Source organism: Neokomagataea anthophila, assembly GCF_018122595.1.
GTDB lineage: Bacteria > Pseudomonadota > Alphaproteobacteria > Acetobacterales > Acetobacteraceae > Gluconobacter > Gluconobacter anthophilus.
On sequence record NZ_JAGRQH010000009.1, the window covers coordinates 35,641 to 54,069 of the forward strand.

Annotated in this window: 16 protein-coding genes and 4 pseudogenes; 6 read left to right on the top strand and 14 right to left on the bottom strand. The window is 45.2% G+C overall.

The features are described 5' to 3' along the window. Positions 1 to 71: 71 nt before the first annotated feature. Together KB213_RS10535 and KB213_RS10540 are read right to left on the bottom strand one after the other, a co-directional pair. Complete coding sequence (locus KB213_RS10535; protein WP_141494017.1) at positions 72 to 335, bottom strand: hypothetical protein; 264 nt, start codon at positions 333 to 335, stop codon at positions 72 to 74. A 495-nt stretch (positions 336 to 830) separates the two neighbouring features. After that, the gene (locus KB213_RS10540) at positions 831 to 1,205 is read right to left on the bottom strand and encodes a hypothetical protein (RefSeq protein ID WP_211683023.1); all 375 of its coding nucleotides are present in this window, start codon (positions 1,203 to 1,205) and stop codon (positions 831 to 833) included. A 342-nt stretch (positions 1,206 to 1,547) separates the two neighbouring features. Here KB213_RS10540 and repA point away from each other — a divergent pair, with 342 nt between their 5' ends. From repA to KB213_RS10555, 4 genes and pseudogenes are all read left to right on the top strand, one after another. Further along, positions 1,548 to 2,762: a plasmid partitioning protein RepA gene (repA, locus tag KB213_RS10545; protein WP_211682937.1), complete on the top strand. Its 1,215-nt coding sequence runs from the start codon at positions 1,548 to 1,550 to the stop codon at positions 2,760 to 2,762. Between the two features lie 101 nt (positions 2,763 to 2,863). Then, positions 2,864 to 3,916 (top strand): plasmid partitioning protein RepB, encoded by a 1,053-nt coding sequence (gene repB, locus KB213_RS10550; protein ID WP_211682939.1) that lies wholly within the window; start codon positions 2,864 to 2,866, stop codon positions 3,914 to 3,916. A gap of 224 nt (positions 3,917 to 4,140) precedes the next feature. Further along, positions 4,141 to 4,356: pseudogene (locus KB213_RS13180) on the top strand (HNH endonuclease); the annotation flags it as partial. A gap of 84 nt (positions 4,357 to 4,440) precedes the next feature. Continuing rightward, the gene (locus KB213_RS10555; RefSeq protein ID WP_211682941.1) at positions 4,441 to 4,911 is read left to right on the top strand and encodes a hypothetical protein; all 471 of its coding nucleotides are present in this window, start codon (positions 4,441 to 4,443) and stop codon (positions 4,909 to 4,911) included. A gap of 157 nt (positions 4,912 to 5,068) precedes the next feature. On the opposite strand, the gene KB213_RS10560 is transcribed toward KB213_RS10555, so the two are convergent. The 12 genes and pseudogenes from KB213_RS10560 to KB213_RS10615 all read right to left on the bottom strand — a co-directional run bounded on the left by KB213_RS10560 (position 5,069) and on the right by KB213_RS10615 (position 16,350). After that, a complete protein-coding gene (locus tag KB213_RS10560; protein ID WP_211682943.1) occupies positions 5,069 to 5,533 on the bottom strand; it encodes a hypothetical protein in 465 nt (154 codons plus the stop codon). Positions 5,534 to 5,679: 146 nt separating this feature from the next. After that, positions 5,680 to 5,889, bottom strand: a pseudogene (locus KB213_RS10565) (PIN domain-containing protein); the annotation flags it as partial. Positions 5,890 to 5,945: 56 nt separating this feature from the next. Next, a pseudogene (locus KB213_RS10570) lies at positions 5,946 to 6,652 on the bottom strand (IS6 family transposase). Positions 6,653 to 6,872: 220 nt separating this feature from the next. After that, a complete protein-coding gene (locus KB213_RS10575) occupies positions 6,873 to 7,640 on the bottom strand; it encodes a pepsin/retropepsin-like aspartic protease family protein (RefSeq protein WP_211682946.1) in 768 nt (255 codons plus the stop codon). Positions 7,641 to 7,898: 258 nt separating this feature from the next. Next, entirely contained in the window at positions 7,899 to 9,590 is a 1,692-nt protein-coding gene (locus KB213_RS10580) for a 2OG-Fe(II) oxygenase (protein ID WP_211682948.1), read from the bottom strand. 17 nt (positions 9,591 to 9,607) lie between these two features. Beyond that, a complete protein-coding gene (locus tag KB213_RS10585; protein WP_346266707.1) occupies positions 9,608 to 10,582 on the bottom strand; it encodes a radical SAM protein in 975 nt (324 codons plus the stop codon). Between the two features lie 62 nt (positions 10,583 to 10,644). Next, positions 10,645 to 10,932, bottom strand: a complete 288-nt coding sequence (locus KB213_RS10590) for a hypothetical protein (RefSeq protein WP_211682952.1) — start codon at positions 10,930 to 10,932, stop codon at positions 10,645 to 10,647. Between the two features lie 195 nt (positions 10,933 to 11,127). Beyond that, positions 11,128 to 11,454: pseudogene (locus KB213_RS10595) on the bottom strand (transposase); the annotation flags it as partial. A 243-nt stretch (positions 11,455 to 11,697) separates the two neighbouring features. Beyond that, positions 11,698 to 11,910, bottom strand: a complete 213-nt coding sequence (locus KB213_RS10600) for a transposase (RefSeq protein WP_211682954.1) — start codon at positions 11,908 to 11,910, stop codon at positions 11,698 to 11,700. Positions 11,911 to 12,007: 97 nt separating this feature from the next. After that, on the bottom strand, positions 12,008 to 14,095 hold the full coding sequence (locus KB213_RS10605) for a peptidase domain-containing ABC transporter (RefSeq protein ID WP_211682956.1): 2,088 nt from the start codon (positions 14,093 to 14,095) through the stop codon (positions 12,008 to 12,010). Between the two features lie 43 nt (positions 14,096 to 14,138). Further along, the gene (locus tag KB213_RS10610; protein WP_211682958.1) at positions 14,139 to 15,452 is read right to left on the bottom strand and encodes an HlyD family secretion protein; all 1,314 of its coding nucleotides are present in this window, start codon (positions 15,450 to 15,452) and stop codon (positions 14,139 to 14,141) included. Between the two features lie 94 nt (positions 15,453 to 15,546). Beyond that, a complete protein-coding gene (locus KB213_RS10615) occupies positions 15,547 to 16,350 on the bottom strand; it encodes a Stf0 family sulfotransferase (protein ID WP_211682960.1) in 804 nt (267 codons plus the stop codon). Positions 16,351 to 16,728: 378 nt separating this feature from the next. On the opposite strand from KB213_RS10615, the gene KB213_RS10620 reads away from it, so the two are divergent. Beyond that, positions 16,729 to 17,436 carry an IS6 family transposase gene (locus tag KB213_RS10620; RefSeq protein WP_211682962.1) on the top strand — a complete coding sequence of 236 codons (708 nt, stop codon included), beginning with the start codon at positions 16,729 to 16,731 and terminating at the stop codon, positions 17,434 to 17,436. A gap of 98 nt (positions 17,437 to 17,534) precedes the next feature. Continuing rightward, positions 17,535 to 18,398: a hypothetical protein gene (locus KB213_RS10625; RefSeq protein ID WP_211682964.1), complete on the top strand. Its 864-nt coding sequence runs from the start codon at positions 17,535 to 17,537 to the stop codon at positions 18,396 to 18,398. Positions 18,399 to 18,429 lie beyond the last annotated feature (31 nt).

Here is an 18,429-nt window from a genome sequence, read left to right on the forward strand (position 1 = left end):
GGCAGACCGGGGGTGTTAGCGCTCAGTATTAAGGGGCAGGACGGGATTGGTGCGGGGTGAGCCGCAAAATGTCAGAAAGGGCCGAAACGCAAGGCGATCTGCTCACGCTCAGCGGCCGAAATCAGGGCGAGAGCGCTGAGATGATAGCGCGAGCCAAGGCGGGCTTTGCTGGCCACGCGCCACCAGGCTTGCTGATCGCCACAATCCAGACCACGCAGCTGTGTTTCACCCTCAGGGCCGTTTTGCGGATGGGGCAGAGTGTGCAGGGTCCAACCCTCGCGATGGGCTTGGATTAACGAAAAACCAGCGGGAATGGGTTGGCTTTGGCGGGTCATGCCTGTCTTCTCCTCTCTTGACCCTTTCCGGCAACCACGGCGTCGTTGGGCCGTGCACGGGCGGCGCTTGCGCCGGGACCGCCCGGCCCGCAGCGCAGCGAGGACACGGACGGACCCACCCCTTGCACGGCACAGCGATCCCGTGGTGCCTCCCTTCCCTGTTCTACTTTCTGTCTTCTGTTCTCCCTTCTTTTTCCCTTTCCCTTTTGCTTTTGTGCTGGCGTCTCTTTGTGTGTCTTTTTCCTGTGGATGTGGGAACGCGGTGGTGTCACGGGCATGACGTGACACGTTGTTGGCTGAGGTGGCTGTTCGTCACATTTCAGAACACCGCTCTGCTAACCCGCTCAGTAGCGCACAAGCGCGTCTGTGGGCTGCGGCGAAGGCGCAGTTTACAGACACCGTTTCAGCGCACGCAGCGCGGGCGCCTCGCGCAAGGCGCGCATCCCCGCCATCACTCAAGAGCGTTGTGATAGCGGGGGGCTGTTGCTCTATCGCTTACCCCCATCGGCTAATGGGGGCACCGGTACGCACAGCACGGCACATCAAGGCGGAAGGCACAGGCTCAGCCCGCAGACGCAGTGGCTTTTCGTGGCGGCCATCCCATGTCAGCCCCTCGCAAGGCTCTAAAATCCCCAAACGCACCGCATCCTCATCACGGCACGCACAGACCCGCTCATTCCCCCCTTTTGAGCGACGGCATGGCTCGGAGGGCCCTGCCCCACAGCCACGGCATGGCACGCGCAAAGCAGGATCACCCTCCTCCCAAACCGCCGAACACCGACGGCAGGACAGAGGAGCAAAGGTGTCGGTCCAGCGTTGCGGGACGCGGACAGGGCGGTTCGGAATGTAAGGGAAAGCATATCGGCGCATGAGGCTCGTTCCAGTCTTGTGGATTTCAAGCATCAAGCCGGGCAGGCGGGCTCTCGGGGTGCAACAGTGCCGCGCAGCGGCAGGATCACCGGCCCACCGCAGTCACGCACAAGCGCCAGCGGCGCTGAGCATGGCGAGGAGGGCGGGTGACCCACCTGTTGCAGCGCGGGAGACCGGCTGGCAGGGGGATTTAGTCATTATCTCTTTGTTTTCCTGCTCAGCTCAATTTTTAGATTTATCTTGTTGACAGCTGTCAACTCACATCATTAAATGCGTTTAATATTAATAAATGCGATACAAACCGCACTTATTGAAATTAATATTCATTAGAAAGGTTTTAAGATGACAGTGTCACCCCATACAGACCATCAACTTACCAACGGTGTTGACGAGTTACTTTCACAACAAGCACAAGCTCTCTCTGAAAGACTTCAAGCCCATCGCCTTGAACTATTTCCACCCAATGCTTCAAAGAAGCTCCGATCATTCCAAATCGGAGAAGTCGCTAAATTGCTAGGCTTGGCACCTGGTTACTTGCGCAATTTGGCATTAGAAGGAAAAGGACCTATTCCAGCCCTAGAAGCAGGCGGTCGACGCCAATATACAGCAGAGCAAATATCTAATTTACGCAAATACTTAGACCAAAATGCACGAGGCAATAAGAAATATATTCCTTCTCGCAGCGGTAACGAAGGCCTCCAAGTTATCTCGGTTGTTAATTTCAAAGGAGGAAGCGGCAAGACAACTTCTGCTGCTCATCTTGCTCAAGGTCTTGCTCTGAATGGATTGAGAGTGCTCGCAATTGATCTTGATCCTCAGGCCAGCCTTTCAGCTCTACATGGATTTCAACCTGAGTTTGACGTTCACGCCAATGAAACATTGTATGGTGCCATTCGATACGACGACCAAAGACGTTCTCTAACAGAGCTTATCCGTCACACTAATTTTCCAGGATTAGATATTGTTCCCGGCAACATCGAACTCATGGAATTCGAATACGAAACTCCTCGGCTATTGGCGTCGTCAGATCAAGCTGGTGCAATCTTTTTCTCTCGCGTGGATGAGGCACTTCAAGACGTCGAAGATAAATACGATGTGATTGTGATCGACTGCCCTCCGCAGCTTGGATATCTAACTATGTCGGCTGTATGTGCCGCAACAGGCCTCCTCGTAACTGTCCACCCTCAAATGTTGGACGTTATGTCGATGTGTCAATTCTTGCTAATGATGGGGGATGTCATGACACATCTGCGAGATGCGGGAGCAAACGTATCCTATGATTGGGTCAGATATCTTCTTACGCGCTACGAACCTTCTGACGGCCCTCAAGCGCAAATGTCCGGCTTTATGAGGACAGTATTTGGGGGACATGTCCTAACCCATCCAATGTTAAAAAGTACTGCAGTCTCTGACGCTGCAATCACAAAACAAACCTTATTCGAGATAGAGCGAAAGCAATTCACTGGTTCGACTTACGACCGCGCTATAGAATCAGTAACTGCCGTAAATACTGAAATTCAGAAACTTATTTTCAGCGCGTGGGGACGAGACGTGTAACTCCATTGGCATGAAGTGGAGTTGACAGCTGTCAACAAATGAACACCGCAATGGCTCATCAAACATGGGATCAATAAGATCATCATCTCAGGGGTAGTATAATGGCTAGAAAACACAGTTTGGGTAGTTTGATCGCAACGCAATCTACAAGTGAAAACAATAAGCAATCGACACCACCCACGTCTCTGTCGGGATCATATCGTAGTAGTGGCGCACTCGGATCAGTAGCTAAAAGCTTGGGTTCTCTACGTCAAAAAGCTGACGAAGCCGCTGAACTTGAAAACCTCTTAAAGAGCGGGAATACCGTCATTGAGCTATCACCAGACTTGATCGAAACATCATTTATTTCAGATCGCATGAGAGGCGGCGAAGAAGCCTACCAGCAATTAAAAGAAGCCATTAAAGATACTGGTCAGCTTTCACCAATTCTAGTCCGCCCCCACCCCTCTAAAAATGGCATGTATCAGACAGCATATGGGCATCGACGCCTACGCGCTTGTCGTGAACTGGGGCTGAATATCAAAGCAACAGTTCGGGAGCTTTCAAACCACGATCTCATTATAGCTCAAGGACAAGAAAATAGCGCACGGGCAGACCTCTCATATATTGAGAGAGCAACATTTGCACACAGACTTTTAGAGCAAGATTATGACCGAACAACAATAATGAAGGCTTTGAGCATCGACAAAACAACGCTATCACGAATGCTTACTGTTTCTCAAAATGTACCGCCAATTCTTATCGAGTGGTTAGGCCCTTGCCCAAACATCGGTCGACCTCGTTGGCAAGAGCTAGCAGAGAATATTAGAGAGATGAAAAATAAATCATCATGGGATTTACTAGTAGCGAACAATAACCAATCAAAAGACGAAGAAAAATTTAATGAAATTCTAAAACACATTTACACTGAAAATGGAAAGTCACATTTTGAGAAAAAACCCAAGGCAAGGGAAAGCCAAAAGATTAACACACCGTCTTGGAAATCTACTGACCAAGTGTTCACTATATCATTAGAAGAAAAAAAACATTCCACAAATCTTGTATTTAAGGCAGGCAACAAGAGTGACTTTGCAAGTTTCGTTATGAACGCTGTTCCAAGTCTTTACGATGATTTCAAAGCTCAGTTGGATAAAGAAGACAAGGCTGAAAATTGATAGGGGAGGGGAGGCACGTCATGAATACGTCCCTCCCTACGGTCCGCAGGAAACGCAAGTACTCGGCCCGGTTTCGCCTCATTTCAGACATTGAATGCGGTCCGTAATTAAGGAAACAGACATGAGCGAGGCCATGCTCAGCATTAAAATAACTCGTGGATTGGCGATGCCAAAAATTTAAGGATAGGATGTCAAAGCAGTAATTATTGAAAGGTATTTTTTAGATGGTTAGCCGTAGAACCTTATCACATTCTGATAGTAAGCTTCTTCACAGTAGATCTGCGGGTCGCTGCAATATTTGCAGGCTAGATACGACTGAAGTTCGACGGAAATTCGGTGAAAATGCCCATATAGAGCCAAAAGAAATCAGAGGTCCCAGAGGAACTGATAATCGCACGTTAGAGGTCTCCAGCATCGAAAACCATATTCTTCTGTGCTCAAATCATCATACCGAAGTGGATACCAATCCACAGAACTACCCTGTTGAATCCCTACTCAATTTGAAGAGAAACCACGAGAATTGGGTGGCAGCCTCACTTAGTCAGGAGCCGTGGCGTCCACTTTTGGTGGATTTTCTTAAAAATTACGTGGAATATTCTGGATTTCGTACACACGGGAATCTCTTCTCTCGTAGCCCAAGAATTTTTGAATTTTCAATTAATAGAATCCCAGTGGTTTTTCAAGAAGCACTCGATGGTTACGGGAATATATTCCCGACCCGAGACGAGGATCTGAATCAAAGATTTAGATTTGTTTTGCAGTATTTCGAAGAACTGCTATTTTTGATAAATGGAGGCGAAAATAGAAATAAAAAATATATCTATAATTATACTTTCATACCAGAATCACGTTTGATAGTGATGAATGAACGCGAAATGGATGCTGACCATGCATATTCTTTAAGAGAAAGAGTATCATTTGTCGTCAATAATTGCTCAACGGCTTGTTTTGATCTGGAGCGGTATATAAGATATCGTTATCCTGAGGTTTTATAGAGTAATTTTTATCTCTGTTTGAAATAAATAATTTATTTTATTCATGATACTCTAATATCACGAAGCAAACGTTATCTTACCTGCTAGAAATACTTTGTCCCGTTAATAATTCGCGCAGACAATAGCCGAAGTGAGTCGATAATCCAACATCTGGCCATCAAGCGGGATCGAGAACTACGATACTGCCTTCCTTGAACTCGTTATTGAGCAAGGCGTTTAGCGGCAAAGAAGCTCTTGTGCAGCGATCTGAAAATTCGTCCACTGCTTCTATGGTCCAAGGAACACCACTCCGAAATAACCTCTGGTCTCCATTTGGTAGTGAACCAGGTTTTCCATGGAGTATCCCGTTACGATCAAGTACTATTTTTTTAAACTCAAGCGAAAATGGTTCTATTTTTGAACGAATATTGGGATCTGTTACACGAGAAAATAACTTTATTAGGTCTGATGCAATTCGCCCAGCTGTCTTTTTCTCAGCATCTATAGTATCTATGTAGCCCAATTCTAACCGCTCACAGCACCAAACGGCATCCCATTCCAACCGTGCAAAGGCAACAGCAGCTAATCCTATTGCCTGAAAGTAGGTTGGGTCTTGGGGAATTCGACGTCTATCGTCGGGCATTGAATTCAAATCCTCATACAATCTTCCTTAAGTCTACAAAACGTACCCTATAAGGACAATTTTAAATTTCCAAACCCGTCTGTCCACTTTCCCCCCATAGCAGCCTTCGGCTAAACTCCATGCCTTAGCTGGTGACTGAGGCACCCTCATTTTGGTAGCCAATCCTCTGAGCGAAGACCATGTACTCTTGTAAACTCTCGAAGGTTTCCGGTTACGACGATGAGTCCTCGTCTGCGAGCATGGCCAGCGATCATGAGATCATACGGCCCAATGACACAGCCCCTGTTTTCTAAATCAGCCCGAATTTCTGCCGTGTGGGCAGCAGCATCGTCGTCAAAAGGCAAAACATCGGCCCTGTTGCAAAGTTAAGTCTGGGTTGAGTGCATCCCATTTGTTTTGATTTTCAAACGGCTTAGAAGCTGAATAGTCTTTCGATGAGATGCACTTCTCCCATGATACACTTTTGGAATTGGAAGAGTTCAGCTTGTCCCTTTTTTAAGGCGCGCATGACCTAAAACCCCTTAACCGTCGCATAAGCCGTTTTCAGGCTTTTCAAGCCACGAACCGGCCTGATCAGTTGTTTGAGTTTGCCATGATCAGCCTCAATCACATTGTTCAGATACTTGATTTGACGGTGTTTCACCGTGTCGGGGAGCTTACCGTTCTTCTTGAGTTCGTTGATGGCTATGCCGTAGGTTGGGGCTTTATCCGTATTGATTGTCTCAGGTTTCTCCCAGTCCCTCAGGCCGTTCAAGGCTTTGCCCAGGAAGCGTTTAGCGGACTTAGTGTTCCGGGTCGGTGAGAGGAAGAAATCAATCGTATCACCACCTTTGCCGACAGCCCGGTACAGATGCGCCCATTTCCCTTTGACCTTGATGTAAGTCTCATCAACCCGCCAGCTGCTGGAAAACCCCGGACGTTTCCAATACCAGCGTAAGCGTTTTTCCATCTCGGGTGCATACCTCTGAACCCAGCGGTAGATCGTTGAATGATCCTCGCTCACACCGCGCTCGGCCAGCATGGTTTCAAGGTCGCGGCAGCTATCCCGTAGAGGCAATACCAGCGCACCGCCCCTAGGATCACTTCACCACCAAAATGACGACCCTTGAAATCACGCATCTGCCAAACCACTACGCTAACACCAGCAGTGGTTTCCAACAGGATATTCAACTTTGCAACAGGGCCTTTGCGATCTCTTGGCCAGATCAGGCCTGCAATATTGCTCTCGCAAATTCAACGCCGCGTCTTGCTACTCAGAGCTTCTAGATACGGTGTGAGCCATTGTTCGAGGTCCGATTGCAAACCCGCTTCTAATGCCAACCTACTTCTACGAGGAGTTCTAGTTGCTAGATTTGAGATCGCGTTCATTATCAAATAAATCATTTGAGACACCGAACCGAGCAGGGTCTCTTAGATCTAGTATTATAGTATTCCTGAAAAAAGCAGCGTTTCCAATCAAGCCGTCGGCCCCACGATTAGCGATTACATCTGCTAATGCATCAGAGCTCTGGTAGACCACGGGTCTACGCAAAGTGATAGGGCCAATGGTAACGCCGTCATTCGCGATTTTGCTTACTATTACAGAACTTTTACCGTCGTATGTACCACCTACAATGGCTGGTGCGCCTGCGGTGTCGCCCGGAATGCTAGCCCATATAACAGGTGGAATCTGAATCGTGAAAAGGCTGGATCCTGTGTCGAACAACAGGTGGTGGAAGTTCTTACTTCCGACATTCCCGGTTATGTAAAATGTATTGTTTTCTAAAATAGCACTTGACCAAGAAAAAGACTTAACGTCTTCTTCGTTTTTCAATATACACACATTTTTTTTCGGATAGTCTATAAGTACAATATGACCACTGAATACATTCAGCCCTATATGTCCAATAACTTTAGTACCATTAATTTTCTTCTTACGGTCTATACCTAAAGATAGGTCACTCCAACATACATTTCCCGCACAAAAAGAATTCGGAACAAGGCTGTTTTGACCTCCAGCGGTCAAATGCAGCTGATCAGAAACTTCCCCGTACAATACAGTGGTAGGAGCACCTGTATCTAACTGCAAATACCCATGCTGTCCGTTGACTTCCACAGGAACCATCATACCTACCTTCTTTCGAGGTAATTCACGCGAGCCAACCCAGCTGAAGTCAAAACATCCCGGACGCACATTAGATGTAGGCTCCGCGGAAAACGCCGGCCTGAACAAGAAAAGACAACAGAAAGCGCTTACCATACTTAGATAATTCTTTTTGGTCACCCTAAGGTCCAATGCACCATCACCAATACGGAAGCATAGTATTTTCTTATATTCGCTCAACACAAACACTCCATATATGAACGTTATTAGTAAATAGAAAAGTCAGTTTTTGTGTGCACCACAAGTTAGCGCAGGAATTATCGATCCTTCAATGCTAGATGTCGAACATTCTGAGGGGCCTTCCGTAACTGGGTTTTTTAACCAACCATTGATTGTAAGACGGTTACTATCTTGGATGATAGGAACAACAGTGGTTACTTGATGCAATACATCTGGATCAAAAAATACGACGCTATTTTTAATAGGATGCAACACCAATTCGGCCCCCTCGGGATCGCCTGTGGAGCGGTTTCGCGCGCGATAAAATGCTATTTGGCCACCACAGAAAGTCGTGTCGTCCCCGAGATATAAAACAAATGTCAGTTTGCGAGACCTTACCTTGCTATGTCCATTGTCGACATGTGCAGAGAAAAAGCCGCCTGCAGGAGTGTTAGTAACTTGTATCTCTAACACATCATCTTGCGAGCACGGTATACGCAATAGTTGGGCTGCTCGCTCCAGAACCACCCTAAATTTACTCTCCAAGACCTCAAAGAGGTCAGAAGACAAAGAGCTTACATTCGCAACACGAATATCGTTCGTGTTTGAGCCGAGACGAAGCCCTAAAAGGCCCGCAGCACGGAACGACGGAAGGTCTGAGCGGACAGCAGCCATAACGACCTGCATTTCATCATCAGTAAGAAAATTTCTGATGCGTAGGACTCGACAAAATGTTGAGCATAGCTCTTCAATAGGAGAGGGCTGCAACATCAGAGCAGAAGCTTCAAATGGAGCTGAAGTCAAAAGATGCGCAAACAGTCGTATATCACCTAAACCCGCTGCCCAAGAGGCGACATAGCGCTGTGATCGATTTACGGGGCAGATGGCGTATGTGGATTGTGAAGTCGGCCAACCTAAAGAGGCAACCGCGTCAACTAATCGTCCGTTCCCATCAGTGAACGGATGTATACCATTTAAATCCGACAGGAGGCGGGCAAAGTAATCTCTGCTATTTGTTTGATCGTAAGAGATTTTTGAATCATTGTATAAAACACACCACGCCTTCAGGTACAGGGACACCAATCCGTGATCCACAAATTCAGCAGTGCCTCTCCGAAGCGGCTTCTCCCGAATTCTACCGCCCCAAGCATGGTCTCGGATGTAGCTAGACCGGTGAATTTCACATATTCGTTCCACCGTCATGTTATCTGGATGGAGCTGGTATGTTCTGGTTTCGTAAAGTGTAACCAGAGAGGAGAGCTCCGCAGAAACTTCATTGAATTGGTCTTTAATTAAATTATGCTGTGGCAACAAATAAAGTTTATAAGGTTTGATAAATATTCTCTCTCTTACAGGAAAGCAAGACTTGATAGAAATGTAATATCCACTGAGTCCGCCATAATTTTGAGACAGGACAGCGTATGTTTCCCCCGTACACGGATCGTAGATGAGATTAGGCGCACCAAAAGAAATTTTCGCCAGAAAACGACCGCTTTCATGATGCAAAATTGCCGGCCCATCGGGCAAAATATTTTGATTACCTTGTTGTGCTACAGCAACAAAGCCAACTCTTCTACATACCGCCAATAGGTCGCTAAAGCTATGGCCTGAAGCCGGAGGACAAAACTCCGCTAGCAACGATGGAAAATCACAGTATCCAGCGTGTGCCCTCAAAAGACGAAGGATGCAAAATAAGCCATCGTGTTCGGGAGAATGTATCTTCTCGGATAATCTTTTTGTCAAAAGATACGTCACGGCGAAGGGCACTCATTTCACTTAGTAAAAGCGGGGCAACTAAGCTGTTCCGGGCGGCCAGACGCAAGGCCTCTAAGCCAATAATTCATCTTCTGATCACTGATCTCTACGGTTCCGTCGTCATTCAGAAACCCGACATCATTTTTCGGATCATTTAGGGTAACGGTACATTTGTTAATTCTGCCATTGGCACGGATAACAAGGGAGGTTGGCTGTGCAGCATAACACGAATTGCAACTACCTCCTGCTGCGGGTCCGTGCCCTACAGGGACGTGAAGACCGAGCGCCTGCTGCACTTTCGATAGCGCCTCAGCGGCATTCTCGCGTCCAGGAATAGACCCAATATCAAAATGTGCACCTCCGTAGTTGTTTACAATTTTAGGAAAAAATTTAAATCTGCCATCGCTACCGAATTCAGCACGTAGAACGTCTGCAAATTCAATTATGGACTCGATATTTTGGGCAGTAACATGTAAACGCAATAAAAAATTCGCAGTTATTTGAGAATCACGCGCCTTTATAAGGTTTTCCCATATTCTTTCGAATGAACCAGAACCATTTCTTCGTATCCTAGTAAGATTATGAATTGAACTTGGACCATCCAACGTTATTTGATAAGATTTTATGCCGACGTTATAATTTTTTTTTAGCTGCTCTTCTGTTAACAAATAACCATTTGTAGTCATTCCAGCTAAATAACTACAGTCAGTGTTTTCTGTAACATCTAGAGCGTGGCGACTAATGTCCTCCACGATGCTTCTTGCTAAGAGTGGCTCCCCTCCAAACCAGTTGATCTGTAATTTTCTAAGACCACTCGCTACACGTCGCGAAATAAGAGCCTTAACAGCCGATATAGTATCGCTCTTCATGTTGCCAATCTCGAAGTCTTCATAGCAATACTTACATCTGAAATTACATTGCTCCGTCGGCATAATAATCATAAAGAGTAGCCGCGGGTCAGTAGCAAAAGCTATACTTCTTCTAATGTCCATAGCCACCCACTCATTTAACAACAAATTATGTTTTGATAACGAACTCGGCACTTAAATATTATTTAGGCCGGTGTAGTACAGGCTGTATCCACAGGTGTGACACATGAATAATCTGCACACTGCAAAAGATCAGGTATTCCAGTGTCAGATGGAGCGATGTCATTGCTATCGACAGCGTCCAATGCCTCAACTTGAGTATTTTTTTGTGCTGTTGCTGCCTTTCCGCCAGAAATAGCCATTAAAATTTCCGGATCGGTAATTACAAACCTTCCCGTATTATCAAACGACGCAATTGGTGTTTCCACCGAGGAGGCATCTGTATCGGGATCACGGTTTTCTTTTTTGATCATGGGATAACTCTCCTAGAATTGAGGCCACTTAGAAGCTACGATTACCGAAGAGTTCTTCAACCAGAGAAACACTTCGCAATAATTAATAAGGCCTAAATGACTCGATTCGGCAATTAAAATCGGTTAAAGGGTATCAAGTTTCCGTGATAATTAGCCCGATGGCGTGTAGGTATTTTTTCGACCCCTCCTGCGACCTTAGGTCACGTTGACAAAAGACCTGATCCAGAGGCTTGCGGCAGCGAGGTTGAGGAAACTCATGAAGGACAAGGCGGTCTTGTCATAGCGGGTTGCAATGCTGCGCATCTGCTTAAGCCTGTTGAACATCCGCTTGATGCGATTGCGGTCCCGATATCGTTGCCAGTCTGTTTGCTGAGGAGCTTTACGGCCTTTGCGTGATGGAATAACCGGCAAAATCCCGTGGATCAGAAGTTCCTGACGGAAACGGTCACTGTCATAACCCCAATCAGCCAGCATTGCTCTGGGGTTTGGAACTGGCAATTTCATCAGGGCGTCTGTGGCTTTATAGTCTGAGACCTGGCCTCCGGTGAGGACAAACCCGAGAGGACGCCCATGATTGTCGCATCAGGCGTGGGTTTTGCTCGTAAAGCCGCCGCGTGATCGACCAAAAGCTTCCGAATGAACCCCTCTTTTGCGCCAGCGGCCTGTGAATGGGCACGGACTACGGTGCTGTCGACCATATGCTGCCAGTCATCAGTCAGTCCCAGGTCTACAAGGGTTTGCGGCAGGCCATCCCAGACACCCTGTTCAGCCCAACGCCGGAACCTGACATAGACCTAGTTCCACTTTCCGTAGCGCACATGCATGTCCCGCCAAGGGCGGCCTGTGCTGCAGAACATGCAACATGCCATTGAGAAACAGGCGGTTATCTCCGGCTGGACGAGCCCAACGCCCGCGCTCAGGTGGCAGGAGCGGCCCAATCACCAACCATTCCTGATCCGTCAGATCGCCCCGCGCCATGCCTGTTTTCTCTGCCCGTTACCCCACAGCCAGAAAGTGAATCAGATCTCAGCCAAATCGTCTAGATCTTTTGTCAACGTGCCCCATATTTCTAAGATCAAATCTTTGTAAATAGAACTTTACCATTGAGAAACGAAAAACTGTGTGTAGCGTATTGATCGAGGCTACGGCGATGGGTAACATAAAGCAAAGTTTTTTTGATATCGCAAAAATATCTCATAATTGCCTCTTCTGAAGCATGATCCAAGTTACTAGTTGCTTCATCTAAAAATAATATCGGAGCGTCAAGGTATATCGCCCTCGCTAGTAAAATTCGCTGACGTTGCCCTCCGGAAAGGGTGCTCGCTGAGGCCGAGACGAATGTTTGCAAGCCCATCGTCATCTTTCTAATATCATCAAGTATTCTTGCCGAGTGAGCGGCGGCTTCAACCCGAGAAATGTCCGGCCGTGGGTCAAAACAACTAATATTCTCAAGTATACTTCCCGAAAATAAGGAATCATCCTGTAATACACCAGAAAAATATGACCTGTATTTATGGAGGCTTTCTGGACTTCTGGTGCAGTTATTTATTTCTAAGGACCCACCTGTAGGATCGATTAATCCAATAATTGTCTTAAGTAATGTACTCTTTCCACAGCCCGAAACACCTTTAAAAATAACACGACTTCCGGGAAATATAGTTGCATCAACGTTATCGAAAATCGCCTCAGAGGTATTTGAATATTTTTTGCTGATGCCAGAAACGAAGATACTGTTGCTATTTATACTAGAGAATTGTTTTCCACTCATTCGATCACTGATCTGAGCTCCTTCGGGGGCTGTCGCTACGATATCTCTCAGGCGCTCGGTCTGGACAGACAAAGATCTCAAGCTAAATAATGCACTTGTTAAGCTCGCAATTCGACGGTCTGTTTGTTCTTTGTATGAGAGAAACGCAATCAGGGAGCCCACTGTCATATGATGACTCAGCACTGCAGATCCTCCTAGATACAAGACAATGGAACGATCGATGCCTGCAGCCAGTTCTTGAATGGCGGAACAAACGAATTCAATGCGCTGTTGAATCGTCCGGACATTTGAAAGATCGTAGTTCTTATTAGCCCAAATTCCAGTCCTCTTGTTGAGCATCCCAGTCATCTTGACAGAGGCAATATTTCGAATCGACTCAAGGAAATGGGTTTGTTGCTGTGCATCTAACCTAGCACCACTAACGGTGATAGATCGATATTTCGCATACATAGTTAATTTCATAATAACGTCTACTAGAACAGAAATACAAGCTATTACACCTATCCAACCTCCATATATAATAACCATTATACCGGTTATTATAGCCATAATTCCGTCCAATATGTTTTGCATCGACGTCGTAGTAAAGGCATTTTGGATAGTCGATATTCCGGAAAACCGATTAACAATATCCCCTACTTGACGCTTACCAAACCACTCTACAGGCAGTTCAACAAGATGCCTCAATACTGTAATCTTAAGCCGGTTCGCGCTTCGCTGTTTGAACCTTACGGACATCTCATCTCGTGTCAGTGAAATACCAAATTGGATAATGGCAAGGGCAGAAACTACTACTACGACACTAAACATTAGACTTGTATCGTTTGTTCTAATAACTTCGTCAACAACCACTTGAGTTAACATAGGATATAACAAAACTATTAATTCTAATCCAAAAGAAAGAACTAAAAGCTTTGAAAACGATGTAAATATATTAGGTATAACCGATAATAGCTTAGGCAAAACTGACGGAGACTTATAGCGGCGGATACTGAACTCAGCGTTCGGAGACATCTCCATAGCAAATCCAGTAAACGAGCTGCAAAACTCTTGGTCGGTTATCCGCCTAGCGCCGACAGCAGGATCGATAATTCGATAGTGGCCAAATCTATAAGAGATGAAGACCACAAAATGGTCCCCGGCCCAATGTAAAATTGTACCTTTTTTTAGAGTTCGCGCTTCCTGAGCACCGAGCCTTACAGGGCGTGCATCGAGTTTAAAGTGAGCCGCAGTATCAATTAATGAGCGGAAAGACATGCCACGTTCAAAACCGACAGAGCGTCGTCTCATGTGTGGTAGGTCAGTTGGATACCCAAATAAGCATAAAACCATCGCCAGGCAAGCCAATCCACATTCACAATCGTCGTCCTGAAGTATGGGCTTTATTTTCTTCATAATTTTGTCTTTTGGCGAAATTTTAAAGAAGGGGATACTATTATCAGTGTTGTTTCAAAGTGAGCGAGAAATCAACGCCTGTCGTGTCAATTGTCCGGAGAGGATCCATTACCCACGAATACAGCGGTCGTGTGTCAACAGATAAATGTGCCAAAACATGACTACCTGCAGGAATTCCGAGTCCATCGCCTAATCTGCGAATATCTTTTGGGTCTAGCGATATCCACGCTCTGTACTTTGAACTGACTACTGGAGTTTCCGAGTTGTCTTCTGTTTGTTTCCGTTGCTCGATAGCGATACGATCAGATGTTACAGGAGCAGAAGGAGCAGTCGAAACGGCAATGACTGTACCGTGAATCAGACCATATTCTTGAATAGGAAAGGCTGATAGCTCCAGTTCTGCGGAAGTCCCTTTATGTACCAATGGGGCGGCAGCATCATCAAGATAGACTTCGGCAACGAGAGTGGTATCTGGGCGAAGAATCACTGCAATTTGCTGCCCTTTCTCGACTGGCTCTCCGTCGTGAACGCTGAAGCCACTTACTACACCAGAGGTTGTGGAGATAATTTCGACGTTATCTTTGGGCTCATTATTGACAATTCTTTGCCTTACATCCGACAGTTGAGAGCTTATTTTAGTTAAATCACTTTCAAGTGTGCTGGGACCATCCTTTAATTTCTCTTGAACTGACAATTGTTGTCCGAATGTTTGTGACTCAGAATTTAATAGCTGGGACCGGGCAAGTGAAATCTGAGATATACTATACAGTTGATCCTGAACTTGTTGATTTGTTGCGAGGCCAAGACGTCTTTCCTGCTGGATTATCTTGAACTCGTTCTGCATTACGGAAAGCACGATTTCTTCTTTTTTGGCAGCCTGTCTCTCATGGTCGAGCTCCTCTGTAAGAAGAATATTTTGTTGTGTTAGCGTTTGCCTTTCTGTTTCATATTGTATTTTCCGAAGAGCCTGCTCTCGAAGAAGGTCTTCTTCCTCGGCGTAAAGTTCTGCTGCAACAAGCTTTGGAGTGGGTCCAGATTTAGAGTGTGTTTCTACATCTATGGTGAGTAATGAACTATTCTTAGATACTTTTGATCCGTCTTGAACTAGAATGTTTGAAGCGATTCCTGTGACCGGAGATAGTATAATTGCCATACCAGAGTTAGGGACGATTTGACCTCCGGCGGTTAGGTGTCTAGAGTAGTTAGTGAATATTACAACGGTAGCAATGCTTAAGAGCCCCACGGCCACGGCGAAAGATGACACCGTAAAACCGGTAGATGCGGTATCTTGTATTTTACCGATGTCATTTTCGGAATTATTTTCATTGTACTCTCGCGTGTATAGGTCTTTTAACATTATGATCCTGCAATCGCATATTCCGTTAAAGTAGCAAAATTTAGCTCATCATAGAATTTGTACACTTCAAAGACTAGATGGGTTAGCTCATATTTCACCCCCTTCTCAAGAAAAACGGTAGAGTATCGTTATTTAACAGGGCGTGGTAACCGCCTGATTTATTTAGATCATATAAAAACCTATCTTTCCAAATATGATTTATTTCATCGCCCTGCTTCATAACGAAGGAGAACATATTAGGGACATAATCCGGAGAATATTCTAAATTAAGTTCTTCTATAATATTCATGATATATGAATCAGACCTGACGGCATCTTCGTACTTTATAACGTGGGGATTCACAGAGAGAGATATGAAAATACGTTCCCACAACTTGTTGTTCTGCAATATTATTTGGAGAAGCTTTTTAATTCTATAGAAGTCGTACTCGATATTAGAGCTTATATTTTGATGCTCCTTGTCAGTTTTGAACCATACCCGTGTCTGAGTTGCTCGATAGTAGGAAACTGCTTGGGCGACGATATCTTCGCGATAGATAAAGACAACATCATCGAAACGGAACGCTTCGATTGCCCCGTGATATTTCTGCATTGCGCGAGAGAGTATTGGTATGAACATCTTAAATGAAAAAATACCGTTCGGTGATGTTCTTCTTTTTTGTATATCTTGCCAATATTCAGAAAATGTCCGATCGCCAATATTTTGTTTTAAATCGTGGTTAATTCCATCATTGGCGTACTCCAAAGGGGCGCCTAGTAGACCTGTGCGCCAGAATTTCTGGCAGATGAAGGTGCTACCCGACCGTGGTGTTCCAGCAAACATTACCACGCGCTTTGGGGGAGAACTCCGGTACGGAAAATCGTTATTTGCTGAGAAGTTATCCTTGATATCTTTCACTATCGAGCCCTCGTATACGAATGAAGAAGCTGATTTATATATGATCCATATGCGTGAATATCGCAGTATGCAAACCCAACTCTACGCGGTCTTAGTCTAGATTGTCATTTTTTCTTTTCCGGGATGAAGAGAAAGCTGGTCTTCGTTTTTAAGGTGGGTGATTAACGATCATCTGATATGAAAGGAGGGGGCTGGATAACCATCTGTTTGAAAATGGATGTTTTTGGGTATTGCGCCCGTTGGGGCTATCAGCCGGCACACTCTAGAAACTGAAAGACGTCTCATTGGCGTTTTAGCCGTTGCTTCCATGCCGGGCCCTGTTGCAAAGTTGAATATCCTGTTGGAAACCGCTGCCGGTGTTAGCGTAGGGCTTGGTAGATGAGTGATTTCAAGGGTCGTCATTTTGGTGGTGAGGTGATCCTATGGGCAGTGCGTTGGTATTGCCGCTATGGGATTAGTTACCGGGATTTGGAAACCATGTTGGCCGAGCGGGGCGTGAGCGTTGATCATTCAATGATCTACCGCTGGGTTCAGAGGTATGCACCCGAGATGGAAAAACGCTTACGCTGGCATTGGAAACGTCCGGGGTTTTCCAGCAGCTGGCGAGTTGATGAGACCTACATTATGGTCAAAGGAAAATGGACCTATCTGTACCGTGCTATCGGCAAAGGCGGTGATACGATTGATTTCTTCCTCTCGCCGACCCGGAGCGCTAAGGCGGCCAAACGCTTTCTGGGCAAAGCTCTAAACGGCCCGAGGGACTGGGAAAAGCCCGAGACAATCAACACGGATAAAGCCCCAACCTACGGCATAGCCATCAGCGAACTCAAGAAGAACGGTAAGCTTCCCGACACGGTGAAACACCGTCAGATCAAGTATCTGAACAACGTGATTGAGGCCGATCACGGCAAACTCAAACAACTGATCAGGCCGGTCCGTGGCTTCAAAAGCCTGAAAACCGCTTATGCAACCATTAAAGGCTTCGAGGTTATGCGCGCCTTGAAAAAGGGACAAGCTGAACTCTTCCAGTTCCAAGAGGGTATCATGGGAGAAGTGCGTCTCATCGAAAGACAATTCAGCTTCTAAGCCGTTTGAAAATCAAAACAAATGGGATGCACTCAACCCGGACTTAACTTTGCAACAGGGCCACTTAGGGCCCTTTTCCACTGGGAGGATTAACAAAAATGGAAAATAAAAAATATAAGATAGAACTGAAAATTATCCCTGATTTTGAAGGAGAGGTCGTTAAGCCTCCTATAACGGTCAGAACAGACAAGAGAAAGAAAGCGCCTGTTGCCAAGGGAAACCCATTTCAGATTACTAGGAACCAGCACCTTCTCCCAAAAAAGATATTGGATAGAATTTCAGGAAACAGAAAATTACTGGACGTTGTGAGTCTTCGTCACAAAATCAAAACGCACGTCTCGACAGACAATCCATTATTTTGTGTAAATAGGTGCTGGGACGAGAACTGTGAAACGAAAATATCAAAACCAATAGAAGATGATTTTCAGAGACTATGTGATAAAATAGAATCGAACACAGAAATGTCTTTCAGTAAGGATCAGAATGATATATGCAATAGATTATATAATCTTTGGTATCTGCGCGGTAATTTTTCCAAAAATCCACTAAATGATATTTATCTTTCTAAGATAAAAACATTCTCGACAATAGAACAAATGAAAAAAGATGAATTAGAAAAAAATAATATTATTTACGGTGAAAATGGTAAAATAGATAGTAGATTTATTCATGGTCTTATAATTAATCATGAATTGAAAACACTAATGGATAAATCTTATAAGTATTGGTATATATGGGTATTTGAAGAGGGTGATTATATATTCTCAATTATTCCATTATTTCAGGCTATTCCTGTCACAAGAAACATAGTTTTAATGCCTATTCCTCAGAACAAGTCAAGAAATGAAAACAGAACAACTAAATCATTTAATAGACAAATTATTGAGAAATCATACAAATATTCTGATATATTTGCATCTTATAATATAGATAACTGCTTGGGTATCAGGGCTGATATATGAAATTTTAGACCGATTTGTAATCGAAAGTCTT